Raw genomic sequence first — 17,551 nt, 5'->3', positions numbered from 1 at the left:
TTGCGTTTTGTCCCTCCTTTACGATGCATCCCTAACCGTACTGTACAAGCTTTGTACAAGGTGCGAATATTCATGTATAAACATACAGATGCAAAAGAATGTGAATAAATATATAATATAGTAGAAAAACATCTTTTCGACAAAACTAATGTGATGTGGACAACAATTTACACAAGCTGTTTATAATCTTTCCACATGTTATCCACAGTCTGTGGATATATTGATTTTTAAAATAGATTATTAAGAGTGAAAACACAAATATAATATCAGAATAAATCTAGATATGCAACGGTTTTTACAAACTTATCCACATAATTAATCATTTGTTGAAGGAAATTGTCCACAATGGACTAACTTGTGAAAAAGTTGTCGATAACGTATGTGGATAGTGGAGAATTCTGTCGAAAATTTATCCACAGGCTATGGACCTTAAACAATTGTTGATGTCTAGCTGTTGATTTTGGTTGGAGGTAAGCTGTTCTAAAAAGGATATGAGATCTTGAAGCGGAGAGTGGATTTCAAAAAAGAATTAATAGAGGATAATAAATAAATGTAAAATAGATGATGAAAAGAAAATAAACTTAATAAAAAAACGGATGATGGTTGACAATTCATAGGGTAGGTAACTATAATTAGTAAGACTGTCTTTAACTGTTATTCCTCAGGGAGGTGTCATATATGAAACGTACTTATCAACCAAACAAACGTAAACGTAGTAAAGTTCATGGTTTCCGTAGCCGTATGAGCACTGCTAATGGACGTAAAGTTCTTGCTCGCCGTCGTCGCAGAGGAAGAAAAGTATTATCAGCGTAGGCCACTGAAAAATCAGTGGTCTTTTTTTGCAGATGAATGAATAAAACGATTTATTCAGGAAATGGGGAAGAAGAGTGCTAGATCATTTCTTGTTTAAATTCGTTTTATTTCAGATATAATGATGGTGATTATTCTGTTAGCCTATTAACAGAACAAACCGGAGTGAAATAGATGAGAAGGAAATATAGAATAAAGAAGAATAAAGATTTTCAAGTAGTTTTCAAGAGAGGGAAATCTTTTGCCAATAGACAATTTGTTTTGTATATCATGCAAAAGCCTGAAGAGAAAGAGTTCCGAATTGGACTATCTGTAAGCAAAAAAATAGGAAATGCTGTAACAAGAAATAAAGTTAAGCGGTTAATTCGACAAGTGTTTACAGAAGAAAAACATCGAATTGCTTCTGGTAAGGAATTTATTATTATTGCTAGAAAGCCTGCAGCTGAAATGAATTATCATGAAGTAAAAGGAAGTTTGCAACATTTATTTCGAAAAGCAAAAATCTATCAGCCAAAGAAGATGTAGAATATTGTTGAAATTATACTACCGAAAACTTTACTAAGAAAAACAATTCTATTTATAAAAGTGTTAAGATATTAACGATGTGGAACTTTTTCTATCTTTTAACGTACGTACATGAATAGTATCTATTATCGGTTAGGAGGAAAAAAGGTTTGAAGAGGCGCATACTTTTAATAGCAGGGTTAATTAGTGTTTTGACCCTTTTGACAGGATGTACGGAGGTTAATACTCCAATTACATCTGAAAGTGAAGGATTTTGGAATTCGTATATCGTATATCCTTTATCACAACTTATTACATATTTTGCTGAATTAACAGGCGATAATTATGGGATTGCCATTGTAATTGTTACAATTATTATTCGATTAGCAATATTACCGCTAATGATTAAACAAATGAAAAGTTCTAAAGCAATGCAAGCAATTCAACCGGAAATGCAGAAGTTGAGAGAAAAGTACAGCTCAAAAGATCAACAAACACAACAAAAACTTCAACAGGAAACAATGGCTTTATTCCAGAAACATGGTGTTAATCCTCTTGCAGGTTGTTTCCCGTTAATCGTTCAGATGCCAATTTTGATTGGTTTCTATCATGCGATTATGAGAACAACGGAAATCGCTGAGCATAATTTTTTATGGTTTGACTTGGGTGAAAGAGATCCATTCTTTATCCTGCCGTTGGTTGCTGGTTTAACAACATTTATTCAACAAAAAATGATGATGGCTGGTACAGCAAATCAAAATCCCCAAATGGCTATGATGCTTTATATTATGCCTATTATGATTATTGTTTTTGCAATTAGCTTCCCTGCAGCTCTTTCTTTATATTGGGTAGTAGGTAACTTATTCATGATCATTCAAACATACTTCATAAAAGGTCCTGAGCTTAAGGAGCAAAAAGAAGCTTCTAATAGTGGAGGAAAGAAGAAGTGAGAGAAGTAACTGCTGGTGGACTTACTGTCAATGAAGCAGTCGAGGAAGCATTAAAGCAATTACAGGCAAAACGAGAAGAAGTTGAAATCACAATTCTCGAAGAAGGAAAAAAGGGATTTTTAGGTATTGGAAAAAAACCTGCTAGAGTGAAGGTCAAAATTGTACACGAGCCAGTTAAGTATGCAAAAGAATTTTTAGCTAATGTAGTTCAGAAAATGGGGATCGATGCAGAGATTTTAGTGAAACAGACTGGTAAAATTGTGAACATGCAATTATCAGGTGAGAAAATGGCTGTTCTTATCGGAAAAAGAGGACAAACGTTAAACTCCCTTCAGTATTTAACACAATTAGCTGCAAATCGATATTCTAATTCTTATCTACAAATTATCATTGATGCTGAAAATTATCGTGCAAAAAGAAAAGAAACGCTTAAGCAATTAGCTGGAAAACTAGCACAGCAGGCAATTCGTACATCCAAAAATGTTCCATTAGAACCAATGCCTTCATATGAAAGAAAAATCATACATGCTGCATTAGCAGAATTTAAAGATATAAAAACTTTTTCAGTTGGAGAAGAACCAAATCGTCATCTGGTTATTTCTCCAAAATCTAAGAGAATGGCTCGTTGAGTCATTCTCTTTTTTTTTGCTTTTTTTCTGTAGCAAGACAAAGAAATGTTTATATTATCGACAGCCTTCTACAAATATCGGGTGGTGCCAGTGCACTTCATAAAATATTTCAAATTCATCAAATATTGTTATTAACATGTGGATAAGTTAAAATAGAGAAAGGTATGAAGAGAGTGGATAAATAATTGTGGACAAAATGAGGTAATTTCGCTTTCTAAAGAAAACGAAATGTGCTATCTTTAAAAAATTGGTCGCATTTTAAGAGGAAGAAATTTTACATAAATGAAGAGAGAGGTGGTCGTAGCGATGGAGTTAGATACAATCGCAGCGATATCGACACCTTTAGGAGAGGGAGCTATTGCCATTGTCCGGTTAAGTGGTGAGGAAGCAATAGAAATTGCTGATCGACTGTTTAAAGCTCCTTCGAATAAAAGGTTAACAAATGTTGACTCCCATACGATCCATTACGGACATATAGTAGACCCAAAAACTGGTCAAGTTGTAGAAGAGGTAATGTTGTCTTTAATGAGGGGACCAAAGACATTTACGAGAGAAGATATAGTAGAAATAAACTGTCACGGTGGAATTGTGACAGTGAACCGGGTACTTCAGTTAGTCATTCAACATGGTGCAAGACTAGCAGAACCAGGAGAGTTTACAAAGAGAGCCTTTTTGAATGGTCGGATTGATTTGTCTCAAGCTGAGGCTGTAATGGACTTAATACGAGCAAAAACGGATCGGGCAATGAATGTGGCTTTAGGGCAAATGGAAGGAAAACTGTCAAAGCTTGTTCAGAAGCTAAGACAGGAGATTCTAGAAACACTAGCACATGTTGAAGTCAATATTGATTATCCTGAATATGATGATGTTGAGGAAATGACTCATCAAATGCTTGTTGAAAAAGCTACATTTGTAAAAAATGAAATCAGTAAGTTATTGAAAACATCACAGCAAGGGAAGATTCTTAGAGAAGGCTTGTCTACTGTTATAATTGGACGACCAAACGTTGGGAAGTCATCTTTATTAAACAGCCTTGTTCATGAAAATAAAGCAATTGTTACAGATATCCCTGGAACAACAAGAGATGTTATAGAAGAATACGTCAATGTAAGAGGTGTTCCTTTACGATTAGTTGATACAGCTGGAATACGTGAAACAGAAGATATTGTAGAACGTATTGGTGTTGAACGTTCGAGAAAAGTACTTAAAGAAGCGGATCTTATTTTACTAGTTCTAAATTACAACGAAGAACTTTCTCAAGAAGATGTTCAGCTTTTTGAAGCCGTAAAAGGAATGGATATTATCGTTATTGTTAATAAAACGGACTTGGATCAAAAAATTGATCTTCAAAAGGTGAAGGAGCAAGCAGCGGGAAGACCAGTTGTTACAACATCACTATTAGAAGAACAGGGAATAGATGCATTGGAAGAAGCGATAAGTGCATTATTCTTTGAAGGAAATGTCCAAAGCGGAGACTTAACATATGTTTCAAACTCAAGACATATTGCCCTATTAACAGCTGCCGAAACTTCTATTAATGATGCATTAATAGGTATAGAAGCAGGAGTTCCAATTGATATTGTACAAATAGATTTAACCCGTTGTTGGGAACAGCTTGGGGAAATAATTGGAGATGCAGTTCACGAAAGCTTAATTGATCAACTGTTTTCTCAGTTCTGTTTAGGGAAATAAATTAGATATTTTTAAATAAAGGAGGTTCCTCTATGACGTATCATGCAGGAGATTATGATGTCATTGTTGTAGGAGCTGGACATGCAGGGTGTGAATCAGCACTTGCATCAGCAAGAATGGGAGCAAAAACTCTCGTCATTACCATTAATCTGGATATGGTTGCATTTATGCCATGTAATCCATCTGTTGGTGGACCAGCAAAAGGGATTGTTGTTCGTGAAATTGATGCTTTAGGCGGAGAAATGGGGAAAAACATCGACAAAACCCATATCCAAATGAGAATGCTAAACACTGGAAAAGGCCCAGCTGTTCGAGCGCTTCGTGCACAAGCAGATAAGTTTTCATATCAACATGAAATGAAAAAAACGATGGAAAATGAACGTAACCTTACACTGCTACAAGGAATGGTTGATCGGTTAATCGTTGAAGACGGTGTTTGTAAAGGTGTGGTTACTCAAACTGGAGCTGAATATTCTGCGAAAGCAGTTGTAATAACAACAGGTACTTTTTTGCGAGGAGAAATTATTCTAGGAGAATTAAAATACTCAAGTGGACCAAACAATCAGCAGCCTTCAATTAAGCTATCAGAGCATTTACAAGAATTGGGCTTTGATTTAGTTCGTTTCAAAACAGGAACACCTCCACGAGTAAATAGTCATTCGATTGACTATAGCAAAACAGAAATTCAACCCGGAGATGAAGTGCCACGTGCATTTTCTTATGAAACAACAAAATACATTACAGATCAGCTACCTTGCTGGTTAACGTATACGAGCGGAGAAACTCATAAAATTATTGATGATAATTTACATCGTTCTCCTATGTATTCGGGAATGATTAAAGGCACAGGACCTCGTTATTGTCCATCTATTGAGGATAAAGTTGTTCGCTTCAATGATAAGCCGCGTCATCAAATCTTCTTAGAGCCAGAAGGTAGAAATACACAAGAAGTATATGTGCAGGGGCTATCAACAAGTTTACCAGAAGATGTTCAACAGCAAATTTTGAAAACAATTCCTGGACTTGAAAAGGTTCAAATGATGAGAGCGGGATATGCAATTGAATACGATGCCATTGTCCCAACTCAATTATGGCCAACTTTAGAAACGAAAAAGATTACTTCTCTATATACAGCAGGACAAATTAATGGAACTTCCGGTTATGAAGAAGCTGCCGGTCAAGGATTAATGGCAGGAATTAATGCTGCACAAAAGGCTCTTGAAAAAGAAGAAGTGATTTTAAGTCGCTCGGATGCTTATATAGGTGTACTCATTGATGATCTTGTAACAAAAGGTACAAGTGAACCATATCGCTTACTAACATCAAGAGCAGAATATCGATTACTACTAAGACATGATAATGCCGATTTGCGCTTAACCGAAACAGGAAAGAAAATCGGATTAATTTCTGATGAACGTTTTGAAAAATTCAAAACTAAGAAGCAAGCAATTGAAGAAGAGAAACAACGCTTATCATCTGTCATCATTAAGCCGAATCAAGAAACACAAAAACTTATTCTTTCTGTCGGCGGTAGTGAGCTTAAAGATGGCATAAAAGCAGCTGATTTATTAAAACGACCAGAAATGAACTATGAGCATATCGCTCAGCTTGTACCATCAGAAACAGAAGTGGATTCAGATGTTGCAGAACAGGTAGAAATACAAATCAAATATGAGGGGTATATTGAAAAATCCTTACAACAAGTTGAAAAGCTTAAGAAAATGGAAAACAAAAAAATCCCCGAAAATATTGATTATGATGATATTAATGGCTTAGCTTCAGAAGCACGTCAAAAGCTTAAGGAAGTTAGACCATTATCAGTTGCACAAGCTTCACGTATTTCTGGAGTAAACCCAGCTGATATTTCAATATTATTGGTATACCTAGAACAAGGTAGAATTGCCAGAGTTTCAAATCAATAATTACTGTTATAAAACCAATCTTTAACAGAAAGGTTATGAATATGGATACAGCATTATTTCAATCAAGCTTGGCTGAGAAGGGGATTTCTCTTTCTCAGCAGCAGATGGACCAATTTGAGTTATATTTTAAGCTCTTAGTAGAGTGGAATGAAAAAATGAATTTAACGTCAATTACAGACAAAAATGACGTATATTTAAAACATTTTTATGATTCTATATCTGCAGCATTTTATTTTGATTTCTCTAAGCCACTAAGTATATGTGATGTAGGTGCAGGAGCTGGATTTCCAAGTATTCCTTTAAACATTTGTTTTCCTCATTTAAAGGTATCAATTGTTGACTCTTTACAAAAAAGAATTACTTTTTTATCGCATTTATCAAAAGAATTAGGATTAAATTCAGTGCAATTATTTCATGATCGAGCTGAAACGTTTGGTCAAAATAAACAGGTTCGGGAAACTTATGATGTTGTCACAGCCAGGGCTGTTGCAAGGCTATCTGTTCTAAGCGAATTATGTATTCCTTTAGCAAAAAAGGATGGATACTTCATTGCTATGAAAGGGGCAGCAGCACAGGAAGAACTTGAGGCCGGTAAAAAGGCCGTTACCGTATTAGGTGGTAAAGTGCAAGAAATTCACTCATTTGAACTGCCTTTAGAGGAAAGTGAGAGAACAATCTTAATTATTGAAAAAGAAAAAAGCACTCCTAAAAAATATCCTCGAAAGCCTGGAACGCCAAATAAACTTCCAATCGAGTAGATGTTTCATGTGAAACATTTACTCGAACTTTTGAGTATTTTGCAGGAAATAATGTAAGAGAAATAGAATATTTAAATTGGTAGTTTTAAAAGGTGGTGTAGGCTCATGAAGCATCCATTTTCTCGCTTTTTCGGTTTGGGAGAAAAAGAACAAGCACAAGCTAATCAAATCGTAGTAGAGGAAGTTGAACAAGAAGACACAGCAGAAGAAATAAGGGAAGAGGTTAAAAAGATTCCAATTAAGGATATTACTCCTAACCGCTTCCAGCCACGTACCGTTTTTTCAAATGAAAAGATTGAAGAATTAGCCCTAACAATTCGTACTCATGGAATTATTCAGCCTATTGTTGTTCGAGAAATAGGTGGTAAATTTGAGTTGATTGCAGGTGAAAGACGCTGGCGTGCTGTACAGACTTTAGGTTGGGAAGAGATACCTGCAATTGTAAAGGATTTCAACGATACTGAAACAGCTAGTGTTGCTTTAATAGAAAACCTTCAAAGGGAAGAGTTATCTTCAATAGAGGAAGCAGTTGCTTATGCTAAGTTACTAGAATTACATGACTTAACTCAAGAAGCATTAGCCCAAAGACTTGGTAAAGGTCAATCAACTATAGCAAATAAGCTGCGTTTGTTAAAGCTTCCTGAAGAAGTCCAGGAGGCATTACTTCAAAAAGCAATCACTGAACGTCATGCACGTGCACTAATTCCATTAAAAGATCAACAGCTACAAATTACACTGTTAGAGGAAATTGTTGAAAAACAATTGAATGTTAAGCAAACAGAAGATAGGGTAGTCAAGCTACTTGAAAAAAATAATGCAAAACCAAAACCAAAGCGTAAAGCATTTAGTAGAGATACAAGAATTGCTATGAATACAATTCGTCAATCCCTAACAATGGTAGCTGACAGTGGCGTAAAATTAAATACGGAAGAAGAAGAATTTGATGAGTATATCCAATTCACAATTAAAATTCCAAAATAATATTGAATAATAACTATTTTAATAAACTATTATCTATTCCACATATGGCTGTTAGGTACTGGCTTTTTGTCAGGCCTTTTTTCTTTGTACTAGATTCGACAAAAGAAGTGTTAACCATTGTGGAATGATTATCTAGCAATGAACACAATATTATGGTAATAACATCCTCACTTATCCAATTCTCCTAGGAAGATATCTCTTTATAATGATAAAAATGAATTTTAATTAGTAGAATTTACTATTTTGCATAAATACAAAAAAATTCAAACCCTTCATCCAATTTTCATGATAAAATAAAAAAATGATTGAAAGTAACTATTTGTAGAATGTTGTAAAATAAAAGAAAGAAATCTATTCATCTAGTAGCTACCTTCAGGAACAGCTAGATGGGTTCACTTTTATGCTTTTTTCTTTACTGTAAAATTTTAACAATTAGAAGATGAAAGTAGGTGACATCGTGGGGAAAATTATTGCGATTGCAAACCAAAAAGGTGGTGTTGGAAAAACAACCACATCCGTAAATTTAGGAGCTTGCTTAGCATACATTGGGAAACGAGTTCTTCTCGTCGATGTTGACCCACAAGGTAATGCAACGAGCGGGATTGGCATTGAAAAAGCTGATGTTGCCCATTGTATTTATGATATTTTAGTAGATGATGTAGATGCAAAGGACGTTATAAAATCTACAGCCGTAGAAAATCTTGATATTATTCCAGCCACGATACAGTTAGCTGGGGCTGAAATAGAACTTGTACCAACAATTTCCAGAGAAGTTAGACTCAAAAGGGCACTTGAAGCTGTAAAAGATCAGTATGATTATATGGTGATTGACTGTCCACCATCATTAGGATTGCTCACCATTAATGCCCTAACAGCATCAGATGCCGTGTTAATACCGGTACAATGTGAATATTACGCTCTTGAGGGATTAAGCCAATTATTAAATACTGTCCGACTTGTACAAAAGCATTTAAACACTGATCTTACAATAGAAGGTGTTTTATTAACAATGCTAGATGCAAGAACAAATCTAGGTATTCAAGTAATTGATGAAGTGAAAAAATATTTTCAGGACAAGGTTTATAAAACAATCATTCCAAGAAATATTCGCTTAAGCGAGGCACCAAGTCACGGACAACCAATTATCATTTATGATCCAAGATCTAGAGGAGCAGAAGTTTATTTAGATTTGGCAAAGGAAGTGGTTGTAAATGGCTAGAGGTTTAGGAAAAGGTATTAATGCTCTCTTCACTAACATGGAGGTCGAAAAGGAAGAATCTATTCAAGAAATCAACATAAATGAGATACGCCCAAATCCTTATCAACCACGTAAAGTATTTGAAGAAGATGCGATTAATGAATTAAAAGAATCCATTTTACAGCATGGTGTCCTGCAACCAATTATAGTGAGGAAAAGTATTAAAGGCTTTGAAATTGTTGTTGGGGAAAGAAGATTTCGTGCAGCAAAAGCGGCAGAGCTAACAGTTATTCCTGCTGTTGTAAGAGAGTTATCAGAGCAACAAATGATGGAGCTCGCGCTTTTAGAAAATTTACAACGTGAAGATTTAAGTCCAATTGAAGAAGCCCTAGCATATCAAAAGCTAATGGAGCATTTAGACCTAACTCAAGAAGCATTAGCAAAAAGGTTAGGAAAAAGCAGACCACATATTGCTAACCATGTTAGACTTCTAACATTGCCAGATCAAATTCAGCAATTAATAGCTGAAGGTAAATTATCTATGGGGCATGGTCGAACTTTACTTGGATTAAAAAACAAAGAAAAATTAAATGCACTAGTTGAAAAAATTATTCGAGAACATTTAAATGTTCGTCAACTAGAGCAGCTTATCCAACAGTTAAATAGTAATGTTTCACGTGAAACGAAAAAGAAAAAGCCTGAAAAAGATGTATTTATAAAAGAAAGAGAATCATTTTTACAGGAGTATTTCGGAACGTCTGTTACAATTAAAAAGCAGAAGAAAAAAGGAAAGATTGAAATAGAATTCTTTTCCCAAGATGATTTAGATCGTATTTTAGAATTGTTAGAACAACAGCAACAATAAACAGGTTTCCTTTAGAGCTGGCTTAGTAGTCAGTCTTTTTCTTTGCACTTTTTTCTTTGAATTAATTAATATGTATCTATGTTTATAAAGAGGGGATTTAGCAGGTATGGTTTTATTTGGAAGCATTGTGAATGCACTAGCTATTATTGTAGGAACCCTTATTGGTCTTTTACTAAGAAGAATTCCTGAACAAATGAAAGAAACAGTAATGATGGCCATAGGTCTTTCTGTAGTTGTACTGGGAATTAGCATGGCCTTAAAAAGCGAGGATTTCTTCATTGTTATTGTTAGCCTTGTGCTTGGAACTGTTATAGGAGAGTGGTTAAGGATTGAAAATCACCTCCAGTCAGTAGGAAATATGTTGGAAAGAAAGTTAGGGAAATCAGAAACGGGTAATATAGCACAAGGTTTTGTTACTGCTACATTAATCTTTCTTGTAGGTGCAATGGCAATCATTGGTGCATTAGACAGTGGTTTACGTCAAGACCATGCTGTTTTATTAACAAAGTCAATGATCGATGGATTCACAAGTATGATTTTGGCCAGTACTCTTGGAATAGGCGTATTGTTTTCCTCTATACCAGTATTTCTTTATCAAGGAGGAATTGCTCTTTTTGCAAATGTTATTCATCAGTTTTTATCAGATGAGTTATTAGAAAGATTAATAGCTGAACTGACTTCTATAGGTGGGGTTATGATCATAGCTATAGGAATTAATATTCTAGGCTTAAAACAAATAAGAGTAGCAAACCTACTACCAGGTATTTTAGTTATTACTGCTATTGTTCTAGTCCAGCATCATTTTTAAAAGGAAATACTTAATACACTGCATGAGATATGCAGTGTATTTCTGTTTGTAAGAAGAAAGTTTTAATTAATTGCAGAATCCTCACTTGCCAACCATTTTCTTCTAACATAAATTCTCTTTTCTAGATAATTCTTTTCTGCTTCAATGATTCCATTAGAAATAATGTCCGCCATACTCATTACTAAGTGAAGGCGTGTATTTTGTAGCACGAGGAACTCCATATATCCACTTATGTTAACAATACCGGTGATATGCATATCACCTACTGCTGGTAATTCTTTGTTTACACCTGCTCCAGGTTTTATTGATCCTTTTGCAATTTCCATGAATCCAACACTTTTCATTCTTCCTAAACAAGCATCAATCGCAATAATAAATGGATTTCGGTGGTTTTTATTGATGGTTTCAAGCGATTCTTTTAGATTTACAGCGTGTACTGGATCTTTAAGAGTTCCATAGACATGGAAATGGGACAATTCTTTATTTAAGGACGTACCAATTAGTGGACCTAAGCTATCACCTGTTGATCGGTCTGTTCCAATACAAACAAAAACAATTGGCTTGAAATAAAGTTTTGGCAAATGATCTAAAAGGGTGGTTGAAACTAGCTGTGTAGCGTCCTGATCCTCATAATGAATACGTTCTTGATTTTTATCTGAATGAAAAAGACCTGATTTAAGATTCATAGAATTCACTCCCACGTCATAGTAGTAACAGTATACGGAGAAATGTTCAATTCTATACATGCTCGTTGTAAATAGGACAGCCTTAAGAGGTGAGAAAAATGAATTCAGGTTTTAAATGGATGTTTTTGATTTTAGGAACAATTATTGGAGCAGGATATGCATCAGGAAGAGAACTCTGGCAGTTTTTCGGCTTTGAGAGCGGACTAGCTATCGTCATCTTTACGGTTATCTTTATCATAGCTGTCTATGTGATTATGAAAATCAGTTACGAAGCTCAGTCTGATCACTTTTTCCCAATCTTAGAAAGATTAGTTGGTAAAAAACTTTCTTATGTGTATGATTTTTTGATTGTGTTGTATTTATTTACAACAACAATCGTTATGATTGCTGGAGGAGGAGCAACGCTTGAAGCCTTTTCCATTCCATATTGGGCAGGTATTACGCTTTTTTCAGTATTACTAGTATTGTTGTTTGTAGGCAGTTCAAATGGAATCATTAAGCTGAACTCAATCATTATTCCCATGCTTGTCTTTGGACTGTTTTATGCATTATTATCATTTAATATTTCCCATCATCATTCATGGGTATTAGATTTAAATGAACAGTATAATTGGCCAGCAGCATTTACATTTACAGCTTTAAATATTTTGCCATTGATTGCAGTTTTATCTGCAGTTGGAAAAGAAATTAAAAGTCTTAAGGAAGCGAAAGTAGCCAGTATTGGAAGTGGAGTTATATTAGGAACAATCTCATTTGTTTATAATGAAACACTCATTCAAATGGCTGATTATTTAACAGAATATGAAATTCCGCTCTTTGCTGTATTAAAAGGATCACCATTTGGATTTTTCCTTTTTATGTCTGTGATGTTATGGCTGGCAATTTATACAACAGCTGTATCGGGAATTTTTGGACTTGCCTCGCGATTTAAGCAAATATTAAAGGTTCCATTTTGGCTAATAGCATTAATTCTCGTTTTAGCCATGCTGCCTTTCACTCGTTTTGGTTTTGCAAATCTAGTGGGCATCCTATATCCTTTATATGGACTAATTAATCTTTATTTACTCGTTACCATTCTGCTTTATCCAATCTTAAATCGTTATAGAACAAAATGATATTATGGCTGACTCCTTAAAGATAAAAATTTGAGTAGAGTCAGCCTTTCGTATGTGTAGGAGAGGTATAAAGTTCGGGATGTATCCCGAATTTCAAAAGAATAAACGTAATATATAATGAAGTTTTCCAAAAGATATTTCTTTTGGAATAGAGTATAATGGCTATGAAAATAGTAGTTGCTCTTTTATAATAAATTGTTACTTAGTAAAGGGTGAACGTATTGAAAATTTTACAAGATATGTGGAACGATGCAGTAAATTATTTAACGAATGCTGATTTATGGATTACAATTGGAAAAGGATTTTTACAAATTTTATTAATCTTGATTGTCTCAACCATCTTTATACGAATTGGTAAATTAGCCATTACAAAGGTGTTTTTATTCCGTGGGAAATCACCAATTAGAATTTCTGAGAGAAGAGAAAATACTCTTTCAAAGTTACTAGAAAATATCCTCACTTACGTTATTTACTTTATTGCGATCATTATGGTGCTTGAAACATTTGGTCTTAATGTAGGTGCGTTGCTTGCAGGGGCCGGTATTGTTGGATTGGCAGTGGGGTTTGGTGCTCAAAGCTTAGTAAAAGATATTATTACAGGCTTTTTTATTATTTTTGAAGATCAATTCTCTGTTGGTGATTTTATCCGTATTTCAACTTTTGAAGGAACAGTTGAAGAAATTGGACTTCGTACAACAAAAATAAAGAGTTGGACAGGCGAAATTCATATATTACCAAATGGAAGCATTATAGAGGTAACAAACTTCTCTATAAATAATAGTATTGCCGTTGTAGATATTAGTATTGCTTATGAAAGTGATATCCCAGAAGCGGAGCGAGTCATTCAAGAGCTCTTATTAGAAGTTCCTGATAAATATGAAGATATAGTTGCTCCACCTGAATTATTAGGTGTTCAAATGCTTGGTGCTTCAGAGGTTGTTCTTCGTGTAACATGTGAAGTTGAACCAATGCGTCACTTCCATATTGGAAGAATGTTAAGAAAAGACATTAAAATGAGGTTAGATGAAAAAGGTATCGAAATTCCTTATCCACGTGTTGTGATGTATAACAGAAAAGATGAAGTGAGTTAAGAAATGGAGGTAGAACCTTATGGAAAAAGATTTTGCTTTAAATGATGTTGTTGAAATGAAAAAACAGCACCCTTGTGGTACAAATGAGTGGAAAATCATTAGAATGGGAATGGACATTAGAATTAAATGCTTAGGTTGTGACCATAGTGTTATGATCCCACGTCGAGAGTTTTCAAGAAAACTAAAGAAAATTCTCATAAAACATGAGGAGTCTGCTGAGTAGATCGAGGGGAAATGAATATGAAGCAAGTATTTAAATCATCTTGTCCTTTGAACTGCTGGGATAGCTGCGGGTTTGAGGTTACAGTAGAGGATGGCAAGGTCATTAAGGTTGAAGGAGACAAAGATCATCCAATTACCAAAGGCAAGATATGTGGAAGAGGAAGAATGCTTGAGACGAAAACTAATTCTAAAGAACGCTTAACAGTTCCTCTAAAAAAAGTGAACGGTGTATTTCAAGAGATTTCATGGAAACAAGCACTTGATGAAATTGCTGAAAAGATGAAGGAACTAAAACAAAATTTCGGTCCTGCTTCTGTTTTACACAGTCATGATTATGCGAATAATGGATTGTTAAAAAATCTTGATAAACGTTTTTTTAACAGTTTTGGCGGAGCGACTTCTTTAGTAGGAAGTATTTGCTGGGGATCTGGAATTGAAGCACAAATTTGGGATTTCGGAAGTTCCGACAGCCATGCACCAGATGATATTTTTCATAGTAAACATATCGTTATTTGGGGTAGAAATGTTGCTAGAACAAATATGCATTTGTTTCAACAGTTGCAAGATGCGAAAAAGCGTGGCAGTACAATTACTGTAATTGATCCAATTTATAACGCAACAGCAAAAATTTCTGACCACTATATTTCTATTAAGCCAGGAATGGATGGATTAGTTGCAATTGGAGTTATGAAATATTTAATTAGTGAAAATAAACAAGATGCAGAGTTTATTAAGAATTATACAGTTGGTTATGAAGATCTAATTTTACTATTAAATCATTTTACTTTAGAGGGAATTTTGGAACAAGCTGAAATCTCCTTTGATGATATAAAATATATTGCTGAATTATATGTGAATGGACCTACTACAACTTATTTAGGTCTAGGAATGCAAAGGTATTCTAATGGTGGAAATACAATTAGGTTAATTGACGCACTAGTTGCAATCAGTGGGAATGTCGGTATACCAGGTGGTGGAGCCAATTTTGGAAATATCCAGGTTGGTAAAAACTTTAATATGCAGGCTTTAACATTACCTGAAAAGGCTACATCAACTAGAACATTTTCAATGATGAAACAGGCAGATGGCGTATTAGAAGCAATGGATCCTGAGATAAAAATGATCATTGTAACCTGCGGAAATCCGTTAGTACAAGTCCCTGACTCCAACAAAATAATAAGAGCTTTTCAATCCGTTGATACAGTTGTTGTCATTGATCATTTTTTAACAGATACAGCTGAATTAGCCGACTATGTGTTACCAACAACAACAGTCTTTGAGGAAGAAGATATTTATTATGCATCCATGTATCACCACTATGTAAACTATGGAGAAAAGCTAGTTGAACCTCCAGGTGAAGCAAAGTCAGATTTATGGATATGGACAGAATTAGCGGAAAGACTTGGGTTTGGAGAAGAATTTTCTTATACACGAGGAGAATATTTAGAAATGGCAACAGCCCATTTATGTGATAAAGGAATAACGCTTGATCGATTAAAAGAAGAAAAACGTGTTCCATTGCCTGTGAACCATGTTCCTTGGGAAACAAAGAAGTTTTCAACTCCAAGTGGTAAATTTGAATTTACATCTGAGCTAGGGTTTAACAAAGGATTAGAAGGAAAACCACAATATATTTATCCAAAGGAATCAACGATTTCAAACCCTAGATTAGCTGAAAAATATCCGTACCAGCTTTTATCGATTCATCCATTACGATCCAATCATTCTCAGCATTATGTTCTTATAGAAGGAATGCAAACTGTTAAAATAGAAGTTTCAGAAGATATTGCAAAAGAAAAACAATTAGTAGATGGAGATAAAGTAACCATTTTTAATGATCGTGGAAAGCTGACTGGTGATGTGAAAATACTGAAGAAAGCACATGCCAATACAATTAATGTTGATGAAGGCCAGTGGCATAAATTTGGTGGTTCAGTTAATCTGCTAACACCAGATGATGTTTCAGATAATGGACAGGGAAGTACTTTATATGATTGCTTAGTTAATATAAAAAAAGTAGACTAATTTTCAAGAGCTGAGATGAGCTCTTTTTTTCTTTCATTATTTGGAATGTGTTAACAATATTACTAGACTTGCTTGTATTTTATTTAGTTACTAACTATAATTGTTGAAGATTGAATGAAAACGGACAATCTTTTGTTTATAAATAGAGGAGTGGGAAAAATGGCATTAACTGCTGGAATTGTAGGCCTTCCTAACGTAGGGAAATCTACTTTATTTAACGCAATTACACAAGCTGGTGCTGAATCAGCAAACTATCCATTCTGTACAATAGATCCTAACGTAGGAATTGTAGAAGTACCGGATGAACGTTTACAAAAACTGACTGAATTAGTTAACCCAAAGAAAACTATTCCAACAGCATTTGAATTCACTGATATCGCAGGAATTGTAAAAGGTGCTAGTAAGGGTGAAGGTTTAGGAAACAAATTCCTTTCACATATTCGCCAAGTGGATGCAATTTGTCATGTTGTACGTTGCTTTGCTGACGAAAATATTACACACGTATCAGGAAAAGTTGATCCTATTTCAGATATTGAAACAATCAACCTTGAATTGATATTAGCAGACTTAGAGACAGTTGATAAACGTATCGACCGTGTAGCAAAGCTTGCTAAACAAAAAGAAAAAACAGCTGTTTTTGAACATGAAATTTTATCAATGTTAAAAGAAGCCTTTGAAAGTGAAAAGCCTGCTCGTGCAGTAGAATTCAATGAAGAGCAGCTTAAATATGCAAAACAACTACATTTGTTAACAATCAAACCAATTTTATATGTTGCTAATGTTAGTGAAGAGGAAGTTGCTGATCCTTCTAACAACCCGTATGTTCAACAAGTTCGTGAATTTGCTGCAGGCGAAAATGCTGAGGTTATCGTAGTTTGTGCAAAAATCGAATCTGAAATTGCTGAGCTTGAAGGGGAAGAAAAAGAAATGTTCCTAGAAGAGCTTGGCATTGAAGAGTCAGGTCTTGATCAATTAATCAAAGCTTCATACAATCTTCTTGGCCTTGCTACTTACTTCACTGCTGGTGAACAAGAAGTTCGCGCATGGACATTTAAAAAAGGCATGAAGGCTCCTCAATGTGCTGGAATCATCCACACAGACTTCGAACGAGGCTTCATCCGTGCTGAAACCGTTTCTTATGATGACTTATTAGCTGCAAAAACAATGGGTGCTGCACGTGAAGCAGGAAAAGTTCGCTTAGAAGGAAAAGACTATATTGTAAAAGACGGAGACGTTATTCACTTCCGTTTTAATGTGTAATGCTAATTAGATCATTTTTATAAAGCTCACTATGG

At 34.8% G+C, this 17,551-nt stretch carries 17 protein-coding genes; 16 read left to right on the top strand and 1 reads right to left on the bottom strand.

Going from position 1 to position 17,551, the window contains the following annotated elements:
- Positions 1-678: 678 nt before the first annotated feature.
- From rpmH to LPC09_RS25550, 11 genes are all read left to right on the top strand, one after another.
- Entirely contained in the window at positions 679-813 is a 135-nt protein-coding gene (gene rpmH, locus LPC09_RS25600) for a 50S ribosomal protein L34 (protein ID WP_026561635.1), read from the top strand.
- Positions 814-984: 171 nt separating this feature from the next.
- Positions 985-1,335, top strand: coding sequence for a ribonuclease P protein component (gene rnpA, locus LPC09_RS25595; RefSeq protein WP_098797623.1), 351 nt, complete (start codon positions 985-987; stop codon positions 1,333-1,335).
- Positions 1,336-1,484: 149 nt separating this feature from the next.
- Positions 1,485-2,264 (top strand): YidC family membrane integrase SpoIIIJ, encoded by a 780-nt coding sequence (gene spoIIIJ / locus LPC09_RS25590; RefSeq protein ID WP_098797622.1) that lies wholly within the window; start codon positions 1,485-1,487, stop codon positions 2,262-2,264.
- Positions 2,261-2,893: an RNA-binding cell elongation regulator Jag/EloR gene (gene jag, locus LPC09_RS25585; RefSeq protein WP_098797621.1), complete on the top strand. Its 633-nt coding sequence runs from the start codon at positions 2,261-2,263 to the stop codon at positions 2,891-2,893. Before spoIIIJ ends, jag begins: the two co-directional genes overlap by 4 nt.
- 306 nt (positions 2,894-3,199) lie before the next feature.
- Entirely contained in the window at positions 3,200-4,585 is a 1,386-nt protein-coding gene (gene mnmE, locus LPC09_RS25580; RefSeq protein WP_098797620.1) for a tRNA uridine-5-carboxymethylaminomethyl(34) synthesis GTPase MnmE, read from the top strand.
- 32 nt (positions 4,586-4,617) lie between these two features.
- Positions 4,618-6,507: a tRNA uridine-5-carboxymethylaminomethyl(34) synthesis enzyme MnmG gene (gene mnmG / locus LPC09_RS25575; RefSeq protein WP_098797619.1), complete on the top strand. Its 1,890-nt coding sequence runs from the start codon at positions 4,618-4,620 to the stop codon at positions 6,505-6,507.
- 41 nt (positions 6,508-6,548) lie between these two features.
- Positions 6,549-7,265: a 16S rRNA (guanine(527)-N(7))-methyltransferase RsmG gene (rsmG, locus tag LPC09_RS25570; protein ID WP_098797618.1), complete on the top strand. Its 717-nt coding sequence runs from the start codon at positions 6,549-6,551 to the stop codon at positions 7,263-7,265.
- 105 nt (positions 7,266-7,370) lie between these two features.
- Positions 7,371-8,246 carry a nucleoid occlusion protein gene (gene noc / locus LPC09_RS25565; protein ID WP_098797617.1) on the top strand — a complete coding sequence of 292 codons (876 nt, stop codon included), beginning with the start codon at positions 7,371-7,373 and terminating at the stop codon, positions 8,244-8,246.
- A gap of 457 nt (positions 8,247-8,703) precedes the next feature.
- Positions 8,704-9,465 (top strand): ParA family protein, encoded by a 762-nt coding sequence (locus tag LPC09_RS25560; RefSeq protein WP_098797616.1) that lies wholly within the window; start codon positions 8,704-8,706, stop codon positions 9,463-9,465.
- Positions 9,458-10,309, top strand: a complete 852-nt coding sequence (locus tag LPC09_RS25555) for a ParB/RepB/Spo0J family partition protein (protein ID WP_098797615.1) — start codon at positions 9,458-9,460, stop codon at positions 10,307-10,309. The genes LPC09_RS25560 and LPC09_RS25555 overlap by 8 nt, the downstream gene beginning before the upstream one ends.
- Positions 10,310-10,415: 106 nt before the next feature.
- Positions 10,416-11,117, top strand: coding sequence for a DUF554 domain-containing protein (locus LPC09_RS25550; protein WP_098797614.1), 702 nt, complete (start codon positions 10,416-10,418; stop codon positions 11,115-11,117).
- Positions 11,118-11,179: 62 nt separating this feature from the next.
- Here LPC09_RS25550 and yyaC read toward each other — a convergent pair whose 3' ends face one another.
- Entirely contained in the window at positions 11,180-11,803 is a 624-nt protein-coding gene (yyaC, locus tag LPC09_RS25545) for a spore protease YyaC (protein WP_098797613.1), read from the bottom strand.
- A gap of 98 nt (positions 11,804-11,901) precedes the next feature.
- On the opposite strand from yyaC, the gene LPC09_RS25540 reads away from it, so the two are divergent.
- The 5 genes from LPC09_RS25540 (at position 11,902) to ychF (ending at position 17,516) form a co-directional block, all read left to right on the top strand.
- A complete protein-coding gene (locus LPC09_RS25540; RefSeq protein ID WP_098797612.1) occupies positions 11,902-12,918 on the top strand; it encodes a YkvI family membrane protein in 1,017 nt (338 codons plus the stop codon).
- Positions 12,919-13,157: 239 nt separating this feature from the next.
- Positions 13,158-14,009 (top strand): mechanosensitive ion channel family protein, encoded by an 852-nt coding sequence (locus LPC09_RS25535; RefSeq protein WP_098797631.1) that lies wholly within the window; start codon positions 13,158-13,160, stop codon positions 14,007-14,009.
- Between the two features lie 19 nt (positions 14,010-14,028).
- Complete coding sequence (locus tag LPC09_RS25530) at positions 14,029-14,232, top strand: DUF951 domain-containing protein (protein ID WP_098797611.1); 204 nt, start codon at positions 14,029-14,031, stop codon at positions 14,230-14,232.
- Between the two features lie 17 nt (positions 14,233-14,249).
- Complete coding sequence (locus LPC09_RS25525; RefSeq protein ID WP_098797610.1) at positions 14,250-16,256, top strand: molybdopterin-dependent oxidoreductase; 2,007 nt, start codon at positions 14,250-14,252, stop codon at positions 16,254-16,256.
- Between the two features lie 159 nt (positions 16,257-16,415).
- Positions 16,416-17,516, top strand: coding sequence for a redox-regulated ATPase YchF (gene ychF / locus LPC09_RS25520; protein WP_098797609.1), 1,101 nt, complete (start codon positions 16,416-16,418; stop codon positions 17,514-17,516).
- The last annotated feature ends 35 nt before the right edge of the window (positions 17,517-17,551 follow it).

The sequence above is a fragment of the Metabacillus sp. B2-18 genome, assembly GCF_021117275.1.
GTDB lineage: Bacteria > Bacillota > Bacilli > Bacillales > Bacillaceae > Metabacillus.
Note: the sequence above shows the minus strand (reverse complement) of the source record. Positions and strands in the feature narration are given on the sequence as shown.